Source organism: Streptomyces sp. A012304 (assembly GCF_026008495.1).
GTDB lineage: Bacteria > Actinomycetota > Actinomycetes > Streptomycetales > Streptomycetaceae > Streptomyces.
In genome coordinates this window covers 82,018-104,983 of sequence record NZ_BQUN01000097.1, presented here as the reverse complement: position 1 = coordinate 104,983, position 22,966 = coordinate 82,018, and the positions used below count along the sequence as shown (strand labels likewise).

Below are 22,966 nucleotides of genomic sequence, written 5' to 3'. Positions count from 1 at the left end.
GACGGGTCGGTCTCAGCGGAACGCGTGGTACAGCTGGTCCCAGATGTCGTCCTCGATGCTCTTCCTCGTCTCCGGCCCGATGTCTCCGGTCAGCACCACGTGGATCGGGAAGTAGTAGTGCACCTCGGTGCCGGAGCGGGCCGACACGGCCGCTTCCGAGCCGGGTGCCGGGACGACCTTGTCGCCCTCGTGCACCTCGACGAGTCCGGCGCGTTCGACGGACTGTGCGTTCTCCTGGTCCGGTTCCGTCATGGGTCCTCACCACCCTGGGGAGATCAGCCCTTGGCCTTGGGCACTGTCTCGAGGCAGATGCAGTTGAACGTGGTCGTGGGCACTCCGTCGATCACCATCGTGTTGGCGACGGATGTGATGTAGCAGCTGTTGAAGGCGATGTCCTCGAACGCCCAGTCCGAGCCCTTCGCCTGCTGGACCGCGACGGTGAACTTGGTGTGCTCCATCGCCATGGCGGTCAGCTTGGCCACCACCGGGCCGATCGCCTTCACCGCCATGGTGAACGTGAACGCCTTGGGCTGGACGACGTAAGCGACGTTGTCGGCCTCCAGCGAGTGCAGTGGTTGCACGGGGACGTTGAAAGTCGGGTTGAACGAGTCGATGGGAGTCACCGCGGTGCCGTTCAGCATCACGGCGAGCCGGGTGTCCCACTTCAGGGCTTCGGGCATGGTCTTTCACTTCCTTGGGCTCGGCCTGAGGGGGCCTGGTCAGCCCGTGAAGACGAGGTCGATCCTCAGCCGGTGGACGGCTCCCGCGTAGACGACCTGGATGGTCATGTCGACCGAACGTCGTGCGCGGGCCTGCTTGATCTGCTGAGCCTCGGCCGGAAGGAGATCGGCGGGCTCCTTGTCGAAAAGGGTCAGCAGCGGAACCACGACCGAGAAGTCCTCGATCACCTGCTGCGCCACCAGCGGGGAGAGCACCGACTGCACCAGGGTGACGACGGTACGCAGCCCCACCCGGGAGATCCGGAGGTCGCCGATGGCGTCGATCAACGTGGCCTTGATCTGAAAGCTGACGTCGTCGAGCGTGCGGACGATGTCGATGTATTTCTTGTTGCGACTGGCGTCCGCCGTGTAGCCCTCCCCCAGGTAGAGCGCCTGGCCGGGGAGCAGTACGGGGCTGGTGATCCAGTTGACCAGGTTCCGGTCGTACACGTCGATGTCCGAGTCCGAGAACATCTCGGTCATGGCGATGCTGATCGGTTTGAGCAGCATGGAGATGTGCGGACGGTAGCCCGCGATCACTCCGGCGGTCGCCGCGGCCACGTCATCCGACGACTTGTGGGCGACCAGGACCATCCGCTCACTCTTGACGGACCCGGTGATGAGCCTCACGGCCTCGTCCGCCTTGAGGGTGGAGTCGAACATCGCGACGCCGATCCGTTCCTTGCCGTCGCCCAGGTCGGCGGCGACGTGGCTGGCCAGTTTGCCGATCAGCGTGCTGTTGGCGCTGTTCAGGGGGGTGTCCGCCAGGACGACGAACTGCACGTTGAGCTTGGCCACCTCGGTCAGAGCCGCATCCCACGCCTCGGGTCTGTCCGTATCCACGGGGACACCCCAGACCTTGGTCGGGGGCGGGGACTGGCCGAAGGCGATCCGCACCGCCCGGGCGAGGGCGCTGTCGCCGACGGTCGCCTCGGTGACGGCCGTGCCGGACGGGCGCGCCTCCTGCAAAGGGGAGTCGAGGGTGAGGGTGAAGTTCGCGGCACTCGCCGCGGAACTCACCACCTTGTGGTCCTCTCCGTTGTCGGCCGTTCCGATGCGGATGGCCGTGTCCTTGCGCGCGGTCTTGGCTACGACCACAGCGGATTCGCCCTTGGCCGCGTTGCTCACGAGTGCGGTGCTCCCGCGCGGGAACGCCGTGGCGATGTCCGCCGGGTTGCTGAAGTCCTTGGGCTGGGACGGTGCGGCGGCAGCGAAGCCACTGGCCCTGCCGATGATCGCGATGTCTCCGAAGGCCCGGACCGCCGGCGCGAACAGGTCGCTCGTGGGCCGGACTTCGATGTACTTGACCGTCATCGACGGCTCCTTACGTTTTTCCGTGCCGCGTACCGGCGCCGCACCGTGCCACCGGTCCGTTCCTCGGTCGGCTGCCCGGCACCGCTCACTCGGCGTCGACGAAGGCGGTCACACAGCCCTCGGCAGCCAGCAGATCGGACACCTCCCGCGCTGATCCGGGTGGGTCGGGGACGGTGAGCGCGGCAGCGGGGAAGACCGCCAGCCACGCGCTGGTGGCGAGCAGCGCCCCGCCGTCGTACGCGTCGGGACGCGGGCGTGAGTCGTCCTGCGCGCCACGGCACTGGGCCAGCCGGCGCAGGGACGCCGCGAGGTCCAACTCGGCGAAGAAGAGCACCGAGATACGCAGCCGGTAACTGCGCGCCGGCGCGTTCGGATCGAACGGGGGCGCCTGCGCGTAGTGCAGGCGGTACAAGCGAGGGAACTGGTCCTGTAGATCCCGGTAGTCGGCGACCTTCGCACGGCGCATCAGCTCGGCGAGGTCGAGGAAGTCGAACCGGGCGACGAACTCGTCCTCCGGCAGAGCGGACACGTCCTCCGAGTCGATGGATTCCAGCGCCCCCTCGGTGAGGGCGACGCGCGCCGTGACGACCGTGTCCAGTGCGAGGTCGATCCAGTGCGGCGCGGTGACGGAGGGCATCTCCAGGACCGCTCTGGACTGGGCGACGTCCGGCAGCAGCTTCTCCCAGCTCCCGTGCGCCCTCCAGGGGACACTCACCGGGACCTGGAAGTCCTTCGCCGTGACGGTGACCGAGTCGACGGACCGGACCTCCAGTCGGCTCGGTTCGTAGACCGCGGCGAGGAGGGATCGCAGCCGATCGCTCTCCGGGTCGTCCTCGGGCCGCAGGAGTCGGCCGACCTGCGCCGGGTCCAGATAGCGGATCATCATCTTGTCGGGGAATCCGGTCATGACGATTCCAGACGCACGGGGCGGCACTCGGACGACTTGACGGCGCCCGGCGAGGAGGGGCGACCTGTATTCACCGTAAGCCGATCGGGGCGCCGCGGCACCTCAGGGCGGACGGTCCGGGGCACCGGGAGTTGCCGGTTGCCGCAGGGCGAAGTACCCGCTCGCCATCAATGGTTCACGCTTCAAATGGGCCGACCCGACATGTCGGCACAGGAGTTGGCGCCCCGCCGCATCGCAGCCGCTGCTGCCCTCGGGCCCGGGGTGGTACCCGTATCGTTCGCGCAGCTCCTGCTCGGTGAAGCCCGGCGCCGGCGCGAGCGGCACACCGTGCTCGCGCTACGCCCGGAAGACGAGGCAGAGCCCTTCGTGTCCGGGCAGTGCGACGGAGACCGCCCGCATGTCGTCGACCACCCCGACGTCCCTGCCGGTCAGGGCGTCGTGGGCCCGCCAGCCCGGCTGGAAGTGCTCCGACGCGACGGCACCCGAGACGGCCGTGGAGCCGAAATTGAGCACGGTCGCCTGGATCTGTCCCGTCCGGTCGATGCGGTGCACCATGGCGAGCAGCGCGGGGTGCGGAACCGGAGGGATCTCGAGCTGGTCGGCCGTGGCGATCCCCGTCTCCTCCCGTACCCGCAGCAGGTGTTTGAGGCGCGAGGCGAAGGAGTCGGGGTCCTGGAGCTGCGCCGGAAGACCGCCGTACAGGCTGTGCCCCTTGGGCATGCCCGAACCGGACACGGTCGCGTCGGGCCGGTAGTCCAGCAGGTCGTACGCGGCTCGGTGGATCCACCGGGTGTCGCCGGTCGCCAGCAGCGACCGCACCCGTTCGCGCGGCAGCGTCAGCAGACCGCACAGATCCCAGCCGGAGAGCGAGAACACGCCGGGTTGCAGGGCGTTGAACATCGCCAGGAGCAGGTGGGCCCGCCTGATGTCGCGCACGTCCTGGTCGGTGAGGTCGTCGAGCCTGGTGTGCCCGAGGGCCGCGGCGATGACGCTGACCGTCGTGGAGGCGATGCCGTTCGTGGTGAAGATGGCGTTGTAGGGGGCGCTCGGCCCGGTCAGCGTCTGCACCAGCTCCGCGCGGATGTGTTCGGCCAGCTGTCCGCCGGTGACCTCGACACCGTGGTAGGTGAAGAGATCGTCCTTGTGCAGGGTGGCGAAGTGCACCAGCTCGTAGGTGAGTTCGTCGTGGTTCTGCAAGGCGTGCACGAGACTGGCGGCGGCCACCCCGCTCTCCAGGGCGATGCCGAGGGTCAGCCGCAGGAACTCGGTGTCGGCGGTGGCCAGCGCGTGATGGTAGGCGGGCCGGTTGACGAAGTCGTACGACAGGTCCGCGCCGGCCTCGGACGTGATCTTGATGTCGTCGACGGTCAGATTCAGCTCCTGGAAGGTGAAGCCGCCCATCTTCCTTACCATGCTGGCGATCAGCTGGTTGGCGGCCTCGGACAGCGGGTGTCCCTCCGACCAGGCCGGCAGGCCCTCGGCGCTCTTCTCGACGCCGAGGAACCCGTTGGCGTCCAGGCGCAGCGCGCCCGAACCGAGGTCGCCGAGGGAGTGCAGGGCGTCGCCGATGACCAGCCGCATGCCCGCGAAGGTGGGGTCGAGCCAGTTGATGGACGGCTGGCCCTCTTTGAAGTAGTGCAGGTACACCCAGCGCCGGGTGACGCCGTCGGGGCCGATGACCTGCCGCGTCGCGCTCCAGTTGGTGTCCTTGACACCGGGGTCGTGGAAGATCACCCGCTGGAGGCGCCCGATGATGTAACCGGCCTTCTCCAGCGCTTCCTCGGCCTCGGTGTCCAGGTTCGCCGAGTCACGCCCCGGCGGCACCGCGGGCAACAGGTGCCAGTCCTCGGGGGCGATCTGCACCATGTGGTAGATGCCGGGATAGTCGTCGACGTTCATTTCGGCGAGCCGGAAGTCGGGCCCCTTGCCGGTGTGCCCCGGCACGATGTCGTCGATGACGGTGCCGCCGTGGTCGGCGGCCACCTCGCACATGCGCCGGAAGTCGTCGTCCGTCCCGAAGGCGTGGTCGATGGCGGTGCTGATCCGGTCGAAGTGGCCGTCGACGCTGGGAGTGGTCTCCCAGCCGGCGATCCCGCCCGCCCGTTTGACCGGCCCGGTGTGCACGGCTCGGATGCCGATGTCGGAGAAGACACGCCACAGGTCGGGGTCGGCCAGGGTGTCGAGGAAGCTGTGTCCGGGGCGGGTGATGAGGGAGATGGGGTACGCCGTGAACCACACCGGCGCCGCGGTGACGGCGGCCTTGGGATCGGGGCGCGCGAAGGGGTTCTGCCACATGCTGCCCTGTCCGGTGAGTTGGACGGAGAGGTCTCGGGCGTCCTGCAGCATGGAGTGGCGTCGTAGCCAATGCACATAGGTGGGGTTGGTGCCGACGGCGTCACCGTTGCGCTCATCGGGCGGGGGCAGTTGTTCGGGCGGCCGCAACCGGGCGCGCGGCCGCAGGGACCGGGGCCGCGCCGGATAGAACTGTTCCGAGTAGGTGATCTCTGTCGGTCCGTGCTGGCTCTGCCACGAACCGTCGGCCGCCGCCGGCTCATCCGTCATGTGGTTTCTCCCTGTTCCTTCTCCCTGTTCCTTCGGTTCCTTGAGTCGGCTACCCCTGAGGGGCCGTGGGATGGCCCACGTTCGCGGAACAGAGACCTCACCGAGGCTGCTCGTCTGATCCCGCAACCCGCGCCGACCGCGGGTGGGTCATGGCCTGGGCGCAGCCCGCCGGGGCCCGCGGAAGCCCGGGCACCGCCAGGTCAATACGCGGTCGCCATCGGCGTGCGAAAGGCTTTCGGTGGGTGAACGAGTCCGGCAAGAGCACCGGTACGTGGAAGCAGTACCAGACGACGATCGCCGGCGGGTACAGCCGTGATCTCCAGTACGTCGAGGGCACGGGACGCGTCCTGATCCTTCATGCCGCGTGGGCCGGGGGAAGCGTCGGGCCCGTGAAGCCTCGCGCGGCGGGCTGAGTGTCCGCGGCGCCGACAGGTTCGCGGCGCGCCACCGGACCGTTCCTGCGCACAGAACGGTTTCTTCCTGCCAGGCTCTGCCATGTGACGTACATAGTGACCGTGGACACCCGCATCCCGGACGGCGCTCCGGAGATGGACCCACTGCAACGAGCGGGCGCCGTGGCGCTCATCGAGGACGGATTCGACTCGGTCAGGTCCGTCGAGGGATCCGACGGGGTGAAAGTCGATCTCCTCGACAGCATCGTCGCCGTCTACCCAGGCGGTGCCCATCTGAAGGTCATCGTGGACGCCCGGACGCTGGAATCCGCCGAGGACACGGTGCAGTTGCTCGTGGATGAGCTGCTGGAGCGCACCGAGCTGTTGGCGGAATGGAAGATCGAACGGTGCGAGGTCGAGCTGCACCAGCAGTTGGCCAGGGAGAGCCTCGACGCGGCCGGCGGCCCCGACGCACCGCCCGATGACCCGGCGGCCCGCAAGGCCCGGCACACCGGGGGACCGACCACCGAGGACACCGACGACAGTCACGGTGCCGAGGCGAAGACCGAGGCCGTGCGACGCCGGATGGTGGGGCTGGCGGACGAACTGCGCTCGTTCCCGTCGGCGGTGTTCGGCGTCGACGGGAAGATCGCCGTCCCGCCGGAGAGCGCCGCACTCGCCGCCGGGGCCCTGGTCCACGCGGCGGACAGCCTCGTGCGCGAGCTGTTCGAAGACGTACAGGTCCTGACGCAGGAGGACACCAACGTCGCGGAGTGCGAGGGACCCCTGTGGCACCTGGAGCGCCTTCCCGACCGGTACGCCCTGCGGTACGACGCCGGGTTCGCCCGCCGTTTCCTCGTGACCGTGATCGCCCTGACCACCCGCTTCACCGACGGCAGCTTCCGCCGACTGGGCTGCGTGGCCGAGGAACTCGCCCTGAGGTTCCTGCTGGGCGCGGCGACCACGACCCTGGAGCGGCACGGGCTTCTCGACGACGAGGTGTCCACCGCTCTCACCGTGTTCGCCGACAACGTGTACGAGGACATGCGCCACGAGTGGCTCTACGACGACTCGACGGACGGGACCGACGAGGGAACGGCTGGCGCGGCGCTCGGGATCACGCCCATGGCGTTCGGGTCGTGGTTCATCCCGTTCGTCGAAGGCGGGTACGCCCACCCGTCCGCGGCGGACGAACCCGGGACGGCACCGCGATGAGCTTGTGATCCGACAAGACGTCGGAGGACGCGCCCGGGGGCCTGCCTCGCGTGGCGGCATCGCCGCCGGGTACCGGGAAGGCCGGCACTCCACAGGTGCGGGGCCGGCCCGCGTGCCCGTCGGCGGACACGCGCCGGGAACGGGCCGGCCACGGCCGGCGCCCGGCGCGGGTCGTCGGTCAGCCGCGGGTGTCGAGTGGAGCGTGCAGTGTGAGGTGCGGGGAGAGGGCGTGCAGGAAGTCCGGGGCGTCGAAGGCCGCGCCCGCGGAGGCGACGCCGGTGGTCCGGGTGCGGCCGGTGAGGACGCGGTCGACGGCCTCCACCGCGAGCGGCGCGCTGATGGCGTAGATGTCCTGACCGGTGGCGACCGCGCGGCGTTCCGTGGCGCCGGAGCGGACGAGGACGTCGACGACGAAGGTCTGCGCGGAGCGGCCGCGTTCGTCGACGGCGGTCGGTGCCGAGGCGCCGGGAGCGGACAGGTCCGCGGCCGCTCTCGCGGTCATGTAGGTGCGCACCTCCGGGACGGCCAGGTGGCTGGGCACGGTGACGACGTCGGCCATGGTGAACTCCCCGATGACGCTCTGGGGGCCGAGCGGTGCCGGGAAGGGCCATTCCAGGGTCGGCAGAGCGTCGTCGTGGTATGCCAGCCGTCCGCCGGAGTAGCGGACGCGACGGCCTCCGCGTCGCTCTCCGGAGACCACGCCCGAGGCGAGTGTTCCGGCGGTGGGGTGCCAGCTGCTGAGGCCGTAGGCGATGTGCGCCTCGTCCGCCGCCGTCCAGTCGCCCATCGCGGTGGTGACCAACAGGTCACCGAGGCCGCCGAAGAAAGCCATCGCCGGGACCACCACGGTGCCCGCGGCGCGGGCACGCTCCGCGAAGTCCGTGAACGTGTCGAGGTTCGCCTCGATCTCGGCCGCCACGTCGACGTACGGGATTCCGGAGCGCAGCGCCGCCTCGACGAGTGGAGCGGCGGTCGCGGCGAAGGGTCCGGCGCAGTTGATCACCGCGATCGCGCCGTTCAGCGCGCGGTCGAGCGAGGCCGGGTCGTCGACCGTCGTACGCCGCGCCTCGAGCCCCGGTAGCGTCCGAGCGAGGGTCAGCAGCTTGTCCTCGTCGCGACCGAGGAGCAGCGGGAGGTACCCGCGCTCGATCAACTCCGCGACCACGAACCGCCCGGTGTGCCCGTAGGCGCCGTACACCGCCACGTTCCGACCCGATCCCATGCCTGCTCCCGTGCTCGAAGTGGTCCAGTGCGCCCATCCTGTCCGCGGCGGCCCTCCGACGCCCAGTGTCCGGAACGACATGACCCGTACAATTCCCGACATGAGTTCTGTTCCGCGGTCCGTCGCGGTCGCCGCCACCGACGGGATGCTCCACTTCGAGCTGGCCCTGGCGTACGAGGTCTTCGGCTCCGCCCCGGCCGCCGTGCCCGGTCCCTGGTACGACGTCAGCGTGTGCGGCACGCAGGCCGTGCGGGTCGGCCGGTTCCTGCTGGAGCCGGACTGCGGGCTCGACCGGCTCGCGCACGCCGGCACCGTGATCGTCCCCGCCCTGGCGGACGTCGGCGTGGACCCGCCGGCCGACCTCGTCGAGGCGGTGCGCGTGGCCCACGCGTCGGGTGCGCGGGTGGTCTCCCTGTGCACGGGCGTGTTCGTGCTCGCCGCCGCCGGCCTGCTGGACGGGCTGAGCGCGACCACGCACTGGGCGCACACCGAGGAACTTGCCGCGCGCTACCCCCGGGTGAAGGTCGACCCGGACGTGCTCTACGTCGACAACGGCAACGTGCTCACCTCCGCGGGCAAGGCCGCGGCGATGGACCTGTGCCTGCATCTGGTCCGCCGCGATCACGGTTCGGCGATCGCCAACGTGGTCGCCCGCCGCCTGGTCGTGCCGCCCCACCGGGCCGGTGGGCAGGCCCAGTTCGTCGCCACTCCGGTGCCCGCCCAGGACGGCCATCCGCTGGCCGAGCTGCTCCCCTGGGTGATGCGGCGGCTGGACCAGCCGCTGACCGTGGAGGATCTGGCCCGCCAGGCGAACATGAGCTCACGCCACCTCGGCCGTCACTTCCGCTCGATCACCGGCACCACTCCCCTGCAGTGGCTGCTGACGCAGCGGATCCGCCGTGCGCAGGAGCTGCTGGAGAGTACGGACAACAGTGTCGACACGATCGCCGCGGCCGCGGGCATGGGCACGGCGACGACCCTACGCCGCCACTTCCACCGCACGATCGGTGTGTCGCCGGACGCCTACCGCCGCACCTTCCGGGCGTGAGCCAGCTCCATCAACGCCGTGAGCACGGCCGCCGCCTCACCGGGGGCGGCGGCTCGCCGTGTCCGTCCGCGCCGTGGTGGCCGTGTCCTCGGCCGCCGGTGCCGGAGGCCGCACCCACCCCGCAAACCGCTGACCAGGGGCAGCGTCAGCGCGCCAGTACCGCAGAACGGTCTCCCGTACGACCTCGACCCGTTCCGCGGCGATGAGACAGCCGACGGGCTCCAGCCCGCCCGCGTCCGCCTCGAAGGCGACGAGCACCGGCGGCTCCGCGCCGAGCTGACGGGTGACTCTCCCGTACTCCTCGCTCGTCGGCGCGCGGAACACCGGATCGGAGAACCGCGCCGGGCAGCTGACGAAGGCCGGGTCGCCGAAGACCAGCTCCAAGCCGTGGTGGTAGGTGAGATCGTGCCCGGCCGCCAGCCGGAGCTCCGCGGCGTCCCAGGCGATGACGTCCCAGTCCCACCAGGACCCCTCGGGGAGCTGGACTTCGACGCGCCGACGCTCCGCGTCCACTCTCGCCTCCCACCGCTGATACGCACTCGACCACACCGACTTGACCACTGCCGCGCTCAGGTGTCCAGTGACAGCGCGTTCCTGGCGTGCGCGATGGACGCCTCGGAGGCCGGTCCGCCTGGGTTCTCCGTGGCCAGGGCCTGGCTGAGGCTCATGAAGGTGCGCATCCGCTGTTAGTAGCGGGCGTACGCGGTGCGGTGGTCGCCGTGGGCGCGGGCGAGGCAGTCGGCCCGTGCGCAGGCCTGATCTACAGTCATGTCTGTGATACATGCCCGTGCTTGACGGCGGGTTCGTCGCCCATGCAGAACAGGAAGATGGGAGCCATGAGCGGTATGACGGGGTTCGTCCGATCCGGGTCGCTGGGGGTGGCCATCGCGGTCCTCGACGACGGCAGCGGAGCGTGCGACCCCAACGACGAGGTGCTGGTCGCCGCCCCCAACTGGACGGCCGCCGCACGGCTGATGCGCGAGCGTGGCTACCGGCGCGTGCACACAAGCGCGGGCCGGATGAAGCCGTCGCCCGACGCCGTCGCTCTCGCCCTGGGCACTCCCGGCGTCGTGTACCGGCGGAAGTGGGCGACGGGCGAGGAGTGGCAGCCCTTGCTCTGAGGGGCGCCGCACAGCGCCTCGCCACGGCTGCTTCCGCCGCCCGGCTGAGGGCGGCCCGTGCGCGGCCCGCGACGCCGACCACCGGCAGGGTCCGGCCGCGACGAACGCGCCGGGAACGCGGTGGGCCGCCACCGTCCGTACGCCGTACACCGGCTACACGGTCGAAGTGAGGATCTCCCTCGCCGATCTGCCCGCTGCCGCCGACCCGGTCGGCCTGACCGGGAACATCATGGTCTACGACTCCGACACCGAGGACCGTACCGGGCAGTCCCGCCTGGCCTGGTCCACCTTCGGCAGCGCCCAGGCCGACCCCTCCGTGTGGGGCGCCCTGCGCCTGCCCGGCCACCCGCCTCCGCCCGGGCGGCCGATCGTCCCCGGCCCCGCGGTGATCCCCCTGGAAGCGGCCGACAGCCATGACTCACCCGCGTCCGTCGCCCAGAGCCACCGCACCGGCGTCCCCCTCGCGGTGGGACCGCGACGCTCTCGCTGAGGTCGCGCACCGGCCCGCCCCTCGAGCGTCGTAACCCCCGTCCCCGCGCCGCCGCCGACCCGCGGGTGGTCGGACTCCGACGGGAGGTGCTGACGTGCCGGGCAAGGCCGGGCGCTCAGGCCGGCCGGGACTGCCGGGGTGGCTTCATGGCCCAGCGGATGGTCCGGGTCAGGGCCTGGCCGGCGGGGCGTACCGCGAGGTCCTCGACGACCGGCACCCGGGGCAGCCACAGCATGCTCCGGGCCCAGGGCGGGAGCAGCGCGACGGCGTTCGCGGCCAGCCCGCCGTAGAAGGGCCGTGCCGTGAGGGGCAGGGGAGGCTGGAGGAGCAGGAAGCGGGCGGCGGCCCGGGCCTCGGCCGTGGCCCGCAGTTCGGGCCGGTAGGCGGTCAGGCGCTCGGACAGCTCGCGGCGGTCGCGCGGCGGGTCGCTCACCCCGAGCGCCTCGGCGACGCGGGCGGTGTCGCGGACATAGGCGTCGTAGCCGGCGGCGTCCAGCGGATGGGCGCCGTAGCGTTCGTGGGCGCGCAGGAAGCTGTCCGTCTCGGCGACGTGCACCCAGCCGAGCAGGTGCGGATCGGCCGCGTGGTACGGCACGCCCTCGGCCGTCGTCCCGCGGATCCGTTCATGGATGCCGCGGACGTGGTCGACCGCCCGCTGGGCGTCCGCGGCGGTGCCGTAGGTCGTCACGGCCAGGAAGGTGCTGGTGCGCTGGAGGCGGCCCCACGGGTCGCCGCGGTAACCGGAGTGCCCTGCCACCGCCGCCATCGCGAGGGGATGCAGGGACTGCAACAGCAGTGCGCTCAGCCCGCCGATGAACATGGAGGCGTCGCCGTGGACCGTGCGGATCGGGCGGTCCGGCCCGAACCAGCGCGGTCCGGGGGTGTCGTGGATACGGGCACGCGTCGCCGGCCCGTCGGGACCGGCGACCCGGCGGAACAGGGCCCGGCCCAGCTGCTCACGGACTACGGTCAGCACGGTCGGCCTCCCCTCTCCTGCTGCCCAGTGTCCCGCACACCTGCCCGAATCCGGGAAGCCCCCGATGCCGGCCATGAGCCGCCGGACCACGGCAGCTCACCGGCGACCGCCACCGCCCGCGTCGACTGCGCCGCGCCACCGGCATGCCGAGACGCCGGCATCCCGGCATCCCGGCATCCCATACGCAGACACCGAGATACCTCCGGCGGAGGCGGATCACCGCACCCCGATGATCCTCCGCAGCATGTCCAGGAACTGATCGCGCTCGGCCGCCGACAGGGGGGCGAGGAGCTCGTCGTTGGCCCGCTCCCCCGCCTCCGCGCACTCCGCCAGGCGCCGTTCGCCCTCGGCGGTGAGACCGACCGCGTTCTTGCGGCGGTCGGCGGGGTCGGGGGCGCGGACGACGAGGCCCGCCGCCTGGAGATCGTTGAGGACGCCGACCAGGTCCTTCGGGTCGAGTGCCACCGCCCTGCCGAGATCTGCCTGGGCGACCGGGCCGAGATCCGCGACGGCCGCGAGGACCACGTGATGCCACATCCGCATGTCGTGTCGCGCGAGGGCATCCGCGACCAGGCCGCGTCCACGGGCCGCCGCCCGGCCGAGGAGCCAGCTCGGGAGGGCCCGGATCCGGCTGGGCGCCGGCGGGTTGTCTGCCATGCGCCGCAGCATACGAGAAAACGTTGGAGTTCCCCACGATTGATCGATACCGTTGGGAACTCCAACGAATGGCGAAGTTGTCGGGAGGCGATCACGCATGCGGCGCATTCGGTACGAACACAGCGGTGGCCCCGGGGCCTTGTTCCAGGAAGAGGTCCCCGTGCCGGAGCCCGGAGCCGGTGAACTGCTCATCAGGACGGAGGCGATCGGCGTCACGCTCCCCGTCGTACGCAAAGTACGCGAAGGCGCGCGGCCCGTCCCGCTCGGTGGCGAGCTGGCCGGTGAAGTGGTGCGCGTCGGTGACGGAGTGACCGGATACGCACCGGGCGACCGGGTCACCGGCCTCTGCTTCGGACACGCGTACGCGGAGTACGCGCTGCTGCACACCACGATGGCCTCCCCCGTTCCGGCGGGCACCGGCGGGACAGACGCGGTCGCCCTGGTCCGCAGCGGTGTGGTGGCGCTCGGCGCCCTGGAGGCCGCGCGCCCGGAGAAGGGCGAGTCGGTTCTGGTCACCGCGGCGGCGAGCGGGGTCGGCCATCTCGCCGTGCAGTTGGCCCGGCTGAGGGGCGCCGCACGGGTCGTGGCCGCCGTGGGCGACCCCGCCAAGGCGGATTTCGTACGCTCCCTCGGCGCCGACGCCGTGGTGAGCTACGGGCAGGAGAGCTGGGGCGAGCCGGTCGACATCGTGCTCGACGCGGTCGGCGGCACGCTGCTCGCTCCCGCCCTCAAGGCGCTCGCGCCGGGTGGACGGCTGGTCGAGTACAGCTCGGGCGGCGGCACCATCGAGGCGTACGACCTCCTCGTAGGCGGCAGGTCGGCCATCGGCTTCCAGGTGGCGATGGTGGCCAGGAACCAGCCGCAGCGGTATGCGGGATGGATCGAGGAGCTGTGGCGGCTGTTCACCGAGGGGGCGCTGCGCCCCGCGGTCCACGCCGTGTTCCCCCTCGCGGACGCGGCCCGGGCGCACGCCACGATCGAGGACCGGGCCAATCGGGGGAAGGTCGTCCTGGTGCCGTAGGAAGGGCGAACTCACCATTCGGTGCGGTGTCTCGTCGGACCGGTGAAGGCAGAGCGAGCGAGGGAGTCGACGACACCGTGAACAACACGTCCCAGCCAGGAGACGGCAGGCCCGATCCGGCCCTGAGCGCGATCATGGGCGAGCGGCGTCAGCTGATCAATCTCGCCTACCGGCTCCTCGGTTCCCTGGCCGAAGCCGAGGACGTCGTCCAGGAGACCTACGCCCGCTGGTACGCCATGTCCCCGCAGCAGCGGGACGGCATCGTTTCCCCCGGCGGCTGGCTGACGACGGTCGCCAGCCGCATCTGCCTCGACCTGCTCGGCTCGGCGCGGGCAAGACGGGAGCGCTATGTGGGCGAATGGATCCCGGAACCGCTGCCCGACCGCACGGAGTGGATCAGCGGGCGGTGGGACGGCACCGCCGTCGACCCCGCCGACCGGGTCACCCTCGACGAGTCGATCAACATGGCCTTCCTCGTCGTACTGGAATCGATGACCCCGGCCGAACGCGTCGCGTTCATCCTGCACGACGTCTTCCGCTACCCCTTCGCCGAAGTGGCCGAGATCGTCGGCCGGACACCGGCGGCGTGCCGTCAGCTGGCCTCGTCGGCCCGCCGGCGCATGCGCGCGGCACAGCGGCCCGCGACTCCGGCGGCCGAGCGTGCCGCCGTCGTCCGAGCCTTCAAGCAGGCGTGGGAGGCGAAGGACATCGACGCCCTCATCGCCCTGCTGGCCCCCGACGCCACGGCGAGCGGCGACAGCGGCGGGATCGCCCCGGCCGCGCTCCACCCGGTCGAAGGCGCCGAGCAGGTCGCGCGCTTCTTCGCCGACCGGGCCCGTGCGGTGCCCCATGTGACGATCAGGGAGTGCACGGTCAACGCCCAGCCCGGCCTGGCGGCCCAGCTGGACGGCGTCACCGTCTCGGTGCTGGCGTTCGACATCGCGGGCGACCGGATCCAGCGGATCTGGGGCGTGCTCAACCCCGACAAACTCCGGCCCTGGACGACGTCGTAGGGGTGCGCCACGAACCTGCGGACGGCCTGCCCTTCACGGAGACCGCCGACCCCGCGCCCGGTCCCGGTCAACTCCTCGTCGATGACGGCAGGGGCCATCGGGGTCCGGCTGGTGGTGACAACACCAGGCTCAGCACACACTCCCCTCCCGTCGCCGTGCGCTGCCAGGGTTGCCGCCATGACCCAGCGCACCACTCTGATCACCGGCGCCACGCAGGGCATGGGCCGTGCCCTCGCACTCGACCTGGCCGCGCGCGGCGGCACCGTCCTGCTGCACGGCCGGGACCCCGGCCGGCTGGAGGCCGTGGCCGACGAGGCACGCGCCGCCGCCCCCGACACCACCGTCCGCACGTACCTGGCCGACCTGTCCGACCTGGACCAGGTGCGCGCGATGGCCGACCGGATCCGTACGTCCGAACCGCACCTCGACGGCCTGATCAACAACGCGGTGGCGGGCGGTGGTGCCGAACCCCTCACACGCGAACTCAGCCGCCAGGGGCACGAACTCCGCTTCGCCGTGAACCACCTCGCCCCGTACGCCCTCACCCGTGATCTGCTGCCCCTGCTCATCTCCTCCGCGCCCGCCCGAGTGATCAACGTCGCCTCGGTCGGCCAGGAGGCCATCGACTTCGACAACGTCATGCTGGAGCGGGACTACGAGGGCCTGCGCGCCTACTGCCGAAGCAAGCTGGCCATGATCATGGCGACCTTCGAGCTGGCCGCCGAACTGCGCGGAACCGGAGTCACGGTGAACACCCTCCACCCGGCCCACCTGATGGACACCGACGGCGTCCGCGCCTACGGCCTCACCCCCGTCACCGGCACGGAGGAGGGCGTCCGGCCGACGGTCCGCCTGCTCCTCGACCCGGAACTCGCCACCACCACGGGCCGCTACTTCGACCGGTTCACGGATACGCGCGCCCATGAGCAGGCGTACGACACCGAGGCCCGCGAACGGCTGATGAAGCTGACGCACGGTCTGATCGCCTAGGGTCGCCGCTGCCGGGCCCCGCTGTCCGTCCGGCCCCACGACGTCCGCGCTCCCGCCTCCGGCCGGACGGCGGCGTCAGGTGGATCGGCTTGTGTCCGGGGCGTCCACGACCTCGTCCGCGATGTGCGCCGCCCAGGTCTCGATCTGGTGGAAGTCACGGAAGTCCCCGCCCTTGCCGGAGCGGAGGATCATGCCGGCGACAAGGCCCTTCGCGCCCTCCTCCAAGCGGCCTCCGAAGGTGATGTGACCGCGTGCGTCGAGCCGGGTCATCGCCTTGGACACGCCGCTCACCGGCGGGATGTCACGCTCGGAGGCGGACCGGTCGAGCGGGCCGCTGCTGAAGAACCACAGCGGCCGGTGGGCGAGTGTCCGGCGATGCCGGCGGACGAAACGGCGGGCGTCCTTGTGCCAGCGGCCGGCGTAGAGTCCACCGCCGACGATCACGGCGTCGTACGGCTCCACGCTCGTCACCGAGCCGGCGTCGGCTGTGTGGACCGTCAGCCCCTCCTCGCGCAGCACGCCGGCGATGGTCTCGGCGATCTGCGCGGTCGATCCGTTGGTCGTTCCGTAAGCGACCAGCACATGGGTGGCCATGGCGGCACGCCTCCTCTCATGGGGTTGTCGCACCCCGTCAGTCGTGCGGGACCAGTACGACCGGCTCCCGGACGTGATGGATCAGAGCATGGGCGACCGGTCCGGTGTGCGCGCCGATCGCCGCGCGGCGCATACGGTGGCCCACCACCAGCAGGCCCGCTCCTTGCGCGGCGTCGACGAGGACATGGGCGGGGCGCCCTTCGCGCAGGTCGTCCTCGACGGCGACGGTGGGGAACTTCTCCCGCCACGGCTCCAGCAGCACCGCCAGGTCCCGTTCCGCCTCCGCCGCGGTCCGGGCGCGTCCGGCGGCGTCCGGGAGACCGTGCGCGAGCGGCGCGTGCCAGGCGTGTACGACACGCAGGGGCGCGTGGCGCATCTCGGCGGCGTGGAACGCGAATTCCAGGACCTCGTGGGACGTGCCGTCGACATCGACGGCGACCGCGACGTCACGGAAGGGCGTGCGCTGCGACGGCTTGCCGTCCGCGTCCGGCAGGTGCTCGTCCTCGGCTGTCTCACCGGCCCGTACGAGGACCAGCGGCCGTTCGATACGGGCGGCGGTGGCCAGGGCGACGGAGCCGGAGACGAACCCGGCGAGGCCGGTGGGGCCTTGGCTGCCGATGACCAGGAGTTCGGCGTTCTCCGACTCGGCCAGCAGCGCGGGGACAGGCATCGTGCGCACCTGTTCGGCGGTGATGCGCAGCCTTGGGTGCCGCTCGCTCAGCCGCTCGAGTGCGGTGCGCAGCACCTGGTGGGCGTGGTGCTGGGGTGCCTTCAGTTCGGGCAGGGCCGACCCGGTCTCCCCCTCGGGCAGGCCTGCCTCCCAGGCGTGCACGAGCCGGAGCGGCAGACCTCGGCGCAGGGCTTCCCTGGCCGCCCAGTCGGCCGCGGCCAGGCCCTCCCGCGTATCGACGACACCGACCACGATCGGCCTGATCATGACCGTCACCTCCTTGATCCGGATCTCTCACTGCTGTGGTACGACGGCCACCGGGCACCGCGCGTGGTGCAACAGCGTGTGGCCGACCCGGCCGAGCTGGAGCCCGCCGTGGCCGTGGCGTCGCCGCGCCCCGACGATCACCAGATCGGCGGCGGCCGAGCGGTCCACCAGCACCTTGTGTGCGGGGCCCTCCACCGTCGTAGGACGCACCCGTACCGCCGGGTGGTCGGTGATCGCGTCGCGCAGCAGCTCGTCGAGCAGGGCACGGGCCCGCTCCTCGTGGTACCGGGCCGGTGTCCCGCCCGGTGCGGCCGGGTCGGCGCTTTCGTGCGCCGGGCACCGCCAGGCCCGTACGACGTCGAGGACGCACGCGCGGAGTCCGGCCTCGCGGAAGGCGAACCTCACGGCGTCACCACTCGTGTCCGGGTTCCCGGCGCCGAGCAGCATCCGCTCGTGTGTCCCCGCCAGGCCGGCCTTGTCGCCGCGGACCACGATCACGGGGCAGGGTGCGCGGGCCGCTACGGCCAGGCTGACCGAGCCGAGGAGCAGTCCCCTCAGTCCACCGCGTCCACGCGACCCGGTGACCAGGACGGACGCGGTGTCGCCGGCGTGCAGGAGGGCGGAGGCTGCTTCCTCCGGGAGGATGTCGGTGGAGACCTTCACGTCGGGGTCGCGCAGCTGAGCGCGCTCGGCCGCGGAGGCGACGATGTGCTCGGCCATCACCCGGACCGACGGGCGCCTCGGACCGCCCGACGGCACGGTGCCTTCGTAGTGTTCCCAGAGCGAGGCATGGATCAGCCGCAGCGGCAGGCCGTGCCTGGCGGCCTCGTCCACCGCCCAGTCGACGGCGGACAGGCTGCTGTCCGATCCGTCGACGCCCACGACCAGGGGCAGTTCCATGGTCATCTTCCCCGCCGCCTCTCGTCGTTCGCCGGGCGGCCCTGAGGGGCCACCCTCAACGTCGCACTCCTGGCGGCCGGCGAGGAGAGGCCGTTCGGCCCCTTGGCCGCCCACTCGGCCCATGGATCGGGGAGGTCCTCGCCGGAGGCTGTACGCACGGCCATGGAGGGGCAGCCCCGTGCGACGCCCCGACCGGCGCCGTCACGGCGGGGATCGTGCCGGCCGTCACCGGCGAGCCCCGGCTGGGACGCCGCTGCCGACCGTCGACGGCATGGGCCGAAGGTCCCCGTCGTCGGGCCCGAGCGGCCCGTGGTGCCGTACGCCGCCCGGGCGGAAGCTGGCATCAGGAAGCCCCGACGGCATCCGCGGGGCGGCCGCCCCCCTTTCGGGGGACGGGCCGTCGGACGAAAGGAGCCGGAGCGATGACACCCACGACGACCCTGGCCGCGGCCCTGCCGACCACGCACCGCGAACGACTCATGCGGGTCGCCCACGAGGTGTCCTTCGAGGCGGGCACCCGCCTGTTCGAGGAGGGCCGACGCGCCGACCGCTTCTGGATCATCCGGTCCGGGACCGTCGCCCTCGATCTGCGCGTGCCCGGTCGCCGCGCCGCCGTCGTCGAGTCGCTGGGCCCCGGTGAACTGGTCGGCTGGTCCTGGCACTTCGCGCCCTACGTGTGGCAGCTGGGCGCCGAGGCCCTGAGCCCGGTGCGCGCCTGGGAGTTCGACGCGGAGGCCGTGCGGGCGATGAGCGCGCGGGATCCCGCGTTCGGCCGGGCGATCGCGACCTGGGTCGGCCGGGTCGTCGCCCACCGGCTGCACGCCGCCCGTATCCGGCTGCTCGACCTGTACGCCCCGTACGGCAGCGGCGGCCTGACCTGACCGCCTCGCCTCGCCTCGCCTCGCCTCGCCCGAGTGGCGTCTGCGCGGGGGCCGCCGCTCGGCGCCGGCGGCCGGCCGAGCCGAGCGGGGATCACCGCCGTCGACAGCGATGGCGCGGCCACGACACCGCCCTGAGCCCGGTCTGCCGCACGCGCGACGGTTCTGCCGCACGCGCGACCGGCTCTCCTGTGAGCCGCAGAGAACGACCGTGATCGTGCGGAGCCAGTGCGGGGACGCTCCGTGCCGCGTCTGGGCCGTTCGGCCCTGGTGACGGCGGCCCCCGCGCGTGATGATCGTGGGCATGGGCTCTGCGCGAGTCCGTCCGCCCGGGAACAAGGGGTCGTCATGGCCGAGGTACGCACCTTCACGGAGGAGAACCCGATCCGGGTCTTCCTGCTGGACGATCACGAGGTGGTACGGCGCGGTCTCGCCGACCTGCTGGACGCCGAGCCGGACATCTCGGTCGTCGGAGACGCCGACAGCGCGGCGCACGCGCTCACCCGCGGGCCGGCCGTCCGCCCGGACGTGGCCGTGCTCGACGTACGTCTGCCGGACGGCGACGGCATCACCGTCTGCCGGGAACTGCGCAGCCGCATGCCGGAGCTGGCCGTTCTGATGCTGACCTCGTTCGACGACGAGGAAGCGCTGCTGGACGCGATCATGGCCGGAGCCTCGGGTTATGTCCTCAAGCAGATCAGGGGGTCCGCTCTGGTCTCGGCGGTGCGCACGGTCGCCTCCGGGCAGTCCATGCTCGACCCGGCGACCACGGCCCGGCTGATGGAGTCGCTGCGTACCGACCCGGCCGGAGAACCGGCCGTGGCCCCGGAACTGGCCGGTCTCTCGCCCCGCGAGCGGGACATCCTCGCGCTGATCGGGGAGGGGCTCACCAACCGGCAGATCGGCCGGCGGCTGTACCTGTCGGAGAAGACGGTCAAGAACCACATCTCGCGCCTGCTGGCCAAGCTCGGTGTGCAGCGGCGCGTCCAGGCCGCGGTCCTGGCCTCCCATCTCGGACAGCCCGGCACGGGTGGGCGCCCGGCAGGCTGAGCGGCTGCGGCCGGCCCCTACGGGGCGCGTACCGGCACCCGCCACACCAGCCGGGTGCCGCCTCCCTCGGGCCGCTCGCCGATCGTCAGGGCGCCACCGAGCGAGACGGCCCGTTCCTCCATGTTGTCGAGCCCGCCGCGCCGTCCCCCGTGCGGCACGCCGCGGCCGTCGTCGGTGACAGCGAGCGTGAACTCACCGTCGGCGCACCGCAGATGGACGTCCACCGCGTGGGCGCCCGCGTGCCGGGCGGCGTTGCTCAGGGCCTCACCGAGCACCGCGAGCGCGTGGTCGGCGACGTCCTTCGGAACGTCCGTGTCCACCAGTCCTTCGACGCGCAGAGCGGGAGCGAAGCCCAGGGACGTGGCGGCGGCCGACACCGCCTCCGACACCCGGCCGCGCAGTCCGCTCGCCTCCTTCGTCCCGCCACGGGCGCGCAGGCCGAAGATGGTGGACCGGATGATCCTGATCGTCTCGTCGAGATCGTCCACGGTCCGTGCCAGCCGCTCCGCCGCCTCCGGATGCTCCACGAAGCGCTGTGTGCTCTGCAGCGTCATGCCCGCCGCGAACAGCCGCTGGATGGCCAGGTCGTGCAGATCGCGCGCGATGCGGTCGCGGTCCTTCAGCAGCGTGATCTGCTCGGCGTCCCGGCGCCGCTCGGCGAGTTCCAGGGCCAGCGCCGCCTGCCCTGCGAATCCCCGCAGCGGACCGGCTTCAGCGTCGGTGAAGGGCGTCCGGCCTGCCGCGCGCCCCAGCAGGAGCACTCCGATGGCCTTGGCCTCCGCTCCCAGGGGCACGCCGACCACCGGACCGAGCCCCGCCCACTGGGGCGCCTCCCCGCTGGTGCGGGAGTCGTGCCGGATGTCGGCGCTGACCACCGGTTCCGCCGTGTCCAGGACGGCTGCCACGAATCCGTCCCGCGCGGACATCACCACTCCCGTGCGCCGTTCGGCGTCCGGACCGGTCGCGTGCAGAGGGCGCAGCGCGCCCTCGCCGGGCACGCACTCGGCGATCATCCCGATGTCGGCGGAGGTGATCTGCCGTGCCTGCTCGATGATCAGCTGGAGCACGTCCGCGCTGGGGGATCCCGACAGCAGGGCCCGTGTGACCTCGCTGCTCGCCCTCAGCCACCGTTCACGCAGCCGGGTCTCCTCGTACAGCCGGGCGTTCTCGACGGCCACGCCCGCCGCCACCGCGAGCGTGGACAGCACCGATTCGTCCTCGGCGTCGAACTCCGGGGCGCCGCGCTTCTGGGTGAGGTAGAGGTTGCCGAAGACCTGGTCGCGCACCCTGATGGGCACGCCGAGGAAGGAGTGCATCGGCGGATGGTGCGGCGGGAAGCCGTGCGAGGACGGGTGGTCGGAGATCTCCGTGAGCCGCAGCGGCTGGGGGTGGCGGATCAGCTCCCCGAGGATGCCGTGCCCACTGGGCAGATGCCCGATCCTGGCCCGCTGCTCCTCGCTGACGCCGACGGTGTGGAACTCCGAGAGCATGCGGTCCTCGCCGATCACTCCCAGCGCGCCGTACTCCGCGTCCACGAGCGCGACAGCCGCCTCGACGATCCGCCTGAGCACCTGGGGCAGGTCCAGCTCCCGCCCGACGGAGAGCACCGCCTCCAGCAGGCTGTGCACGCGGTCCTGGGCGCCCCGTGCGGCGTCGATGCGCGCCTGCAGTTCGTCCAGCAGCTCGTCGAGTCGCAGCTTGGGCAGGTGGTGCTCCTGTGTCCCGAGCCATTCACCGCTCATCGCCACCTCCGACCGGTTCGCCCGGACGGGAAGCCGCCGTCAGGCGTATTCCCCACCCTCACGATAGTGGTCGATGCCCGGGGCGGACGATCGTCCACCGCGCACCGCACAGCAGGCAGCGGCCGGGCGTGGCCCCTAGAGTCGTCGACATGACCGCCCAGTGGGGAGGAGGCCTGTGGAGATCATCGCGTACGGAGTCCTCACCGACGAGGAGCCGCTGCTGCGGGAGACCTTCGCCGAGGCGTTCGCCGGCCGCCACGAGCTGCGCTGTCTGGATCTCTTCCTGAACCGGGACACCGTTCCCATCGCCGCGGGCCATGAGGCGGTGCTCAGCAGCGTCAACGACACCCTCGACGCCGAGGTGCTGCGCCATCTGGCCGAGCACGGCACCAGGCTGATCGCCCAGCGGTCCACCGGCTACAACAACATCGACCTGGCCACCGCCCGTGACCTCGGGCTGACGGTGGCCCGGGTGTCGTACTACTCGCCCTACTCGGTCGCCGAGTTCGCCTGGGCGCTCGCCCTGGCCGTGGGCCGGCGGATCGTACGGGCCGCTCACCGCACCCGTGAGTTCGACTTCCGGCTCGACGGGCTCATGGGCCGTGACCTGCACGGTCGCACGGCCGGTGTGATGGGCACCGGCAAGATCGGTACGGCGTTCGCCCGCGTCGCCCACGGCTTCGGCATGCGCCTGCTCGGCTGGGACATCGCCGAGAACGCCGACTGCCTGGCCCTCGGCATGGAGTACGTCCCGCGCGAGCGGCTGTTCGCCGAGTCCGACCTGGTCAGCCTTCACGTACCGCTGCTGCCGGACACCCACCACCTCGTGGACGCCCGGGCTCTCGCCCTGATGAAGCCGGACGCGGTCCTGGTGAACTCCAGCCGCGGCGGCCTGGTCGACACCGACGCCCTGCTGACGGCTCTGCGCGCCGGCCGCCTCGGCGGGGTGGGCCTGGACGTGTACGAGGAGGAGGCCGGGGTCTTCTTCCTCGACAAGTCCCTGGAGGTGATGACCGACGAACGCCTGGCCCGCCTGATGACCTTCCCCAACGTGCTGGTCACCTCGCACCAGGCGTACTTCACACGGGATGCCGTCGGCCAGATCGCCGAGACCACCGTGCGCAACATCGAGGACTACTTCGCCGACCGCACGAGCGACAACACGCTCATCCGTCCGGGTTCCGGCTGAGTCACCGCCCGGCGTCGACCCGGAAGCCG

At 71.7% G+C, this 22,966-nt stretch carries 23 protein-coding genes and 1 pseudogene; 11 read left to right on the top strand and 13 right to left on the bottom strand.

Features of this window, described 5'->3' with window-relative positions; translation table 11 throughout:
- Positions 1-12 precede the first annotated feature (12 nt).
- From ALMP_RS22705 to treS, 5 genes are all read right to left on the bottom strand, one after another.
- Complete coding sequence (locus tag ALMP_RS22705; RefSeq protein WP_264931138.1) at positions 13-252, bottom strand: hypothetical protein; 240 nt, start codon at positions 250-252, stop codon at positions 13-15.
- 23 nt (positions 253-275) lie between these two features.
- The gene (locus ALMP_RS22700) at positions 276-680 is read right to left on the bottom strand and encodes a hypothetical protein (protein WP_264931136.1); all 405 of its coding nucleotides are present in this window, start codon (positions 678-680) and stop codon (positions 276-278) included.
- A 39-nt stretch (positions 681-719) separates the two neighbouring features.
- The gene (locus ALMP_RS22695; protein WP_264931134.1) at positions 720-2,033 is read right to left on the bottom strand and encodes a hypothetical protein; all 1,314 of its coding nucleotides are present in this window, start codon (positions 2,031-2,033) and stop codon (positions 720-722) included.
- Between the two features lie 85 nt (positions 2,034-2,118).
- Positions 2,119-2,940, bottom strand: coding sequence for a hypothetical protein (locus ALMP_RS22690; RefSeq protein WP_264931132.1), 822 nt, complete (start codon positions 2,938-2,940; stop codon positions 2,119-2,121).
- 336 nt (positions 2,941-3,276) lie between these two features.
- Positions 3,277-5,502, bottom strand: a complete 2,226-nt coding sequence (treS, locus tag ALMP_RS22685) for a maltose alpha-D-glucosyltransferase (RefSeq protein WP_264931130.1) — start codon at positions 5,500-5,502, stop codon at positions 3,277-3,279.
- Positions 5,503-5,744: 242 nt separating this feature from the next.
- On the opposite strand from treS, the gene ALMP_RS22680 reads away from it, so the two are divergent.
- Entirely contained in the window at positions 5,745-5,915 is a 171-nt protein-coding gene (locus ALMP_RS22680; protein WP_264931227.1) for a hypothetical protein, read from the top strand.
- Positions 5,916-5,999: 84 nt separating this feature from the next.
- Positions 6,000-7,109, top strand: a complete 1,110-nt coding sequence (locus tag ALMP_RS22675; protein WP_264931129.1) for a hypothetical protein — start codon at positions 6,000-6,002, stop codon at positions 7,107-7,109.
- A 178-nt stretch (positions 7,110-7,287) separates the two neighbouring features.
- Here ALMP_RS22675 and ALMP_RS22670 read toward each other — a convergent pair whose 3' ends face one another.
- On the bottom strand, positions 7,288-8,331 hold the full coding sequence (locus ALMP_RS22670; RefSeq protein WP_264931127.1) for a trans-acting enoyl reductase family protein: 1,044 nt from the start codon (positions 8,329-8,331) through the stop codon (positions 7,288-7,290).
- Positions 8,332-8,431: 100 nt separating this feature from the next.
- On the opposite strand from ALMP_RS22670, the gene ALMP_RS22665 reads away from it, so the two are divergent.
- Complete coding sequence (locus ALMP_RS22665; protein ID WP_264931124.1) at positions 8,432-9,379, top strand: helix-turn-helix domain-containing protein; 948 nt, start codon at positions 8,432-8,434, stop codon at positions 9,377-9,379.
- 36 nt (positions 9,380-9,415) lie between these two features.
- Here the strand turns inward: ALMP_RS22665 and ALMP_RS22660 are convergent, their stop codons facing one another.
- A complete protein-coding gene (locus ALMP_RS22660; RefSeq protein WP_264931123.1) occupies positions 9,416-9,892 on the bottom strand; it encodes a hypothetical protein in 477 nt (158 codons plus the stop codon).
- Between the two features lie 323 nt (positions 9,893-10,215).
- Between ALMP_RS22660 and ALMP_RS22655 the strand changes: the two genes are divergently transcribed.
- Positions 10,216-10,500, top strand: coding sequence for a hypothetical protein (locus tag ALMP_RS22655; RefSeq protein ID WP_264931121.1), 285 nt, complete (start codon positions 10,216-10,218; stop codon positions 10,498-10,500).
- Positions 10,501-10,618: 118 nt separating this feature from the next.
- A pseudogene (locus ALMP_RS22650) lies at positions 10,619-10,990 on the top strand (sugar-binding protein); the annotation flags it as partial.
- A gap of 115 nt (positions 10,991-11,105) precedes the next feature.
- Here ALMP_RS22650 and ALMP_RS22645 read toward each other — a convergent pair.
- Positions 11,106-11,966: an oxygenase MpaB family protein gene (locus tag ALMP_RS22645; RefSeq protein WP_264931119.1), complete on the bottom strand. Its 861-nt coding sequence runs from the start codon at positions 11,964-11,966 to the stop codon at positions 11,106-11,108.
- A 216-nt stretch (positions 11,967-12,182) separates the two neighbouring features.
- A complete protein-coding gene (locus tag ALMP_RS22640) occupies positions 12,183-12,623 on the bottom strand; it encodes a MarR family winged helix-turn-helix transcriptional regulator (RefSeq protein WP_264931117.1) in 441 nt (146 codons plus the stop codon).
- A gap of 97 nt (positions 12,624-12,720) precedes the next feature.
- On the opposite strand from ALMP_RS22640, the gene ALMP_RS22635 reads away from it, so the two are divergent.
- The 3 genes from ALMP_RS22635 to ALMP_RS22625 all read left to right on the top strand — a co-directional run bounded on the left by ALMP_RS22635 (position 12,721) and on the right by ALMP_RS22625 (position 15,647).
- Positions 12,721-13,644, top strand: a complete 924-nt coding sequence (locus ALMP_RS22635; RefSeq protein WP_264931115.1) for a zinc-binding dehydrogenase — start codon at positions 12,721-12,723, stop codon at positions 13,642-13,644.
- A 134-nt stretch (positions 13,645-13,778) separates the two neighbouring features.
- Positions 13,779-14,657, top strand: coding sequence for an RNA polymerase sigma factor SigJ (gene sigJ, locus ALMP_RS22630; RefSeq protein WP_375803519.1), 879 nt, complete (start codon positions 13,779-13,781; stop codon positions 14,655-14,657).
- 177 nt (positions 14,658-14,834) lie between these two features.
- Entirely contained in the window at positions 14,835-15,647 is an 813-nt protein-coding gene (locus ALMP_RS22625; protein ID WP_264931111.1) for an SDR family NAD(P)-dependent oxidoreductase, read from the top strand.
- Between the two features lie 75 nt (positions 15,648-15,722).
- Here the strand turns inward: ALMP_RS22625 and ALMP_RS22620 are convergent, their stop codons facing one another.
- The 3 genes from ALMP_RS22620 to ALMP_RS22610 are packed head-to-tail and all read right to left on the bottom strand — an operon-like array spanning position 15,723 to position 18,078.
- Positions 15,723-16,241 (bottom strand): flavodoxin domain-containing protein, encoded by a 519-nt coding sequence (locus ALMP_RS22620; RefSeq protein ID WP_264931109.1) that lies wholly within the window; start codon positions 16,239-16,241, stop codon positions 15,723-15,725.
- Positions 16,242-16,278: 37 nt separating this feature from the next.
- Entirely contained in the window at positions 16,279-17,178 is a 900-nt protein-coding gene (locus ALMP_RS22615) for a universal stress protein (RefSeq protein ID WP_264931107.1), read from the bottom strand.
- Positions 17,179-17,205: 27 nt separating this feature from the next.
- The gene (locus ALMP_RS22610; protein WP_264931106.1) at positions 17,206-18,078 is read right to left on the bottom strand and encodes a universal stress protein; all 873 of its coding nucleotides are present in this window, start codon (positions 18,076-18,078) and stop codon (positions 17,206-17,208) included.
- 422 nt (positions 18,079-18,500) lie between these two features.
- Here ALMP_RS22610 and ALMP_RS22605 point away from each other — a divergent pair, with 422 nt between their 5' ends.
- Positions 18,501-18,959 carry a Crp/Fnr family transcriptional regulator gene (locus ALMP_RS22605; RefSeq protein ID WP_264931105.1) on the top strand — a complete coding sequence of 153 codons (459 nt, stop codon included), beginning with the start codon at positions 18,501-18,503 and terminating at the stop codon, positions 18,957-18,959.
- A gap of 345 nt (positions 18,960-19,304) precedes the next feature.
- Complete coding sequence (locus ALMP_RS22600; protein ID WP_264931104.1) at positions 19,305-20,006, top strand: response regulator transcription factor; 702 nt, start codon at positions 19,305-19,307, stop codon at positions 20,004-20,006.
- 17 nt (positions 20,007-20,023) lie between these two features.
- On the opposite strand, the gene ALMP_RS22595 is transcribed toward ALMP_RS22600, so the two are convergent.
- Entirely contained in the window at positions 20,024-21,748 is a 1,725-nt protein-coding gene (locus tag ALMP_RS22595) for a GAF domain-containing protein (RefSeq protein ID WP_264931103.1), read from the bottom strand.
- Between the two features lie 175 nt (positions 21,749-21,923).
- Here ALMP_RS22595 and ALMP_RS22590 point away from each other — a divergent pair, with 175 nt between their 5' ends.
- Positions 21,924-22,937 (top strand): 2-hydroxyacid dehydrogenase, encoded by a 1,014-nt coding sequence (locus ALMP_RS22590; RefSeq protein ID WP_264931102.1) that lies wholly within the window; start codon positions 21,924-21,926, stop codon positions 22,935-22,937.
- Positions 22,938-22,966: the final 29 nt, after the last annotated feature.

Bases quoted from the DNA above. Each gene is read 5' to 3' on its own strand.
- ALMP_RS22605 (WP_264931105.1), top strand. From the start codon at position 18,501: ATGACACCCACGACGACCCTGGCCGCGGCCCTGCCGACCACGCACCGC.
- ALMP_RS22700 (WP_264931136.1), bottom strand. From the start codon at position 680: ATGCCCGAAGCCCTGAAGTGGGACACCCGGCTCGCCGTGATGCTGAAC.
- ALMP_RS22620 (WP_264931109.1), bottom strand. From the start codon at position 16,241: ATGGCCACCCATGTGCTGGTCGCTTACGGAACGACCAACGGATCGACC.
- ALMP_RS22655 (WP_264931121.1), top strand. From the start codon at position 10,216: ATGAGCGGTATGACGGGGTTCGTCCGATCCGGGTCGCTGGGGGTGGCC.
- ALMP_RS22625 (WP_264931111.1), top strand. From the start codon at position 14,835: ATGACCCAGCGCACCACTCTGATCACCGGCGCCACGCAGGGCATGGGC.
- sigJ (WP_375803519.1), top strand. From the start codon at position 13,779: ATGGGCGAGCGGCGTCAGCTGATCAATCTCGCCTACCGGCTCCTCGGT.
- ALMP_RS22615 (WP_264931107.1), bottom strand. From the start codon at position 17,178: ATGATCAGGCCGATCGTGGTCGGTGTCGTCGATACGCGGGAGGGCCTG.
- ALMP_RS22610 (WP_264931106.1), bottom strand. From the start codon at position 18,078: ATGGAACTGCCCCTGGTCGTGGGCGTCGACGGATCGGACAGCAGCCTG.
- ALMP_RS22635 (WP_264931115.1), top strand. From the start codon at position 12,721: ATGCGGCGCATTCGGTACGAACACAGCGGTGGCCCCGGGGCCTTGTTC.
- ALMP_RS22595 (WP_264931103.1), bottom strand. From the start codon at position 21,748: ATGAGCGGTGAATGGCTCGGGACACAGGAGCACCACCTGCCCAAGCTG.
- ALMP_RS22640 (WP_264931117.1), bottom strand. From the start codon at position 12,623: ATGGCAGACAACCCGCCGGCGCCCAGCCGGATCCGGGCCCTCCCGAGC.
- ALMP_RS22600 (WP_264931104.1), top strand. From the start codon at position 19,305: ATGGCCGAGGTACGCACCTTCACGGAGGAGAACCCGATCCGGGTCTTC.
- ALMP_RS22705 (WP_264931138.1), bottom strand. From the start codon at position 252: ATGACGGAACCGGACCAGGAGAACGCACAGTCCGTCGAACGCGCCGGA.
- treS (WP_264931130.1), bottom strand. From the start codon at position 5,502: ATGACGGATGAGCCGGCGGCGGCCGACGGTTCGTGGCAGAGCCAGCAC.
- ALMP_RS22670 (WP_264931127.1), bottom strand. From the start codon at position 8,331: ATGGGATCGGGTCGGAACGTGGCGGTGTACGGCGCCTACGGGCACACC.
- ALMP_RS22695 (WP_264931134.1), bottom strand. From the start codon at position 2,033: ATGACGGTCAAGTACATCGAAGTCCGGCCCACGAGCGACCTGTTCGCG.
- ALMP_RS22665 (WP_264931124.1), top strand. From the start codon at position 8,432: ATGAGTTCTGTTCCGCGGTCCGTCGCGGTCGCCGCCACCGACGGGATG.
- ALMP_RS22690 (WP_264931132.1), bottom strand. From the start codon at position 2,940: ATGACCGGATTCCCCGACAAGATGATGATCCGCTATCTGGACCCGGCG.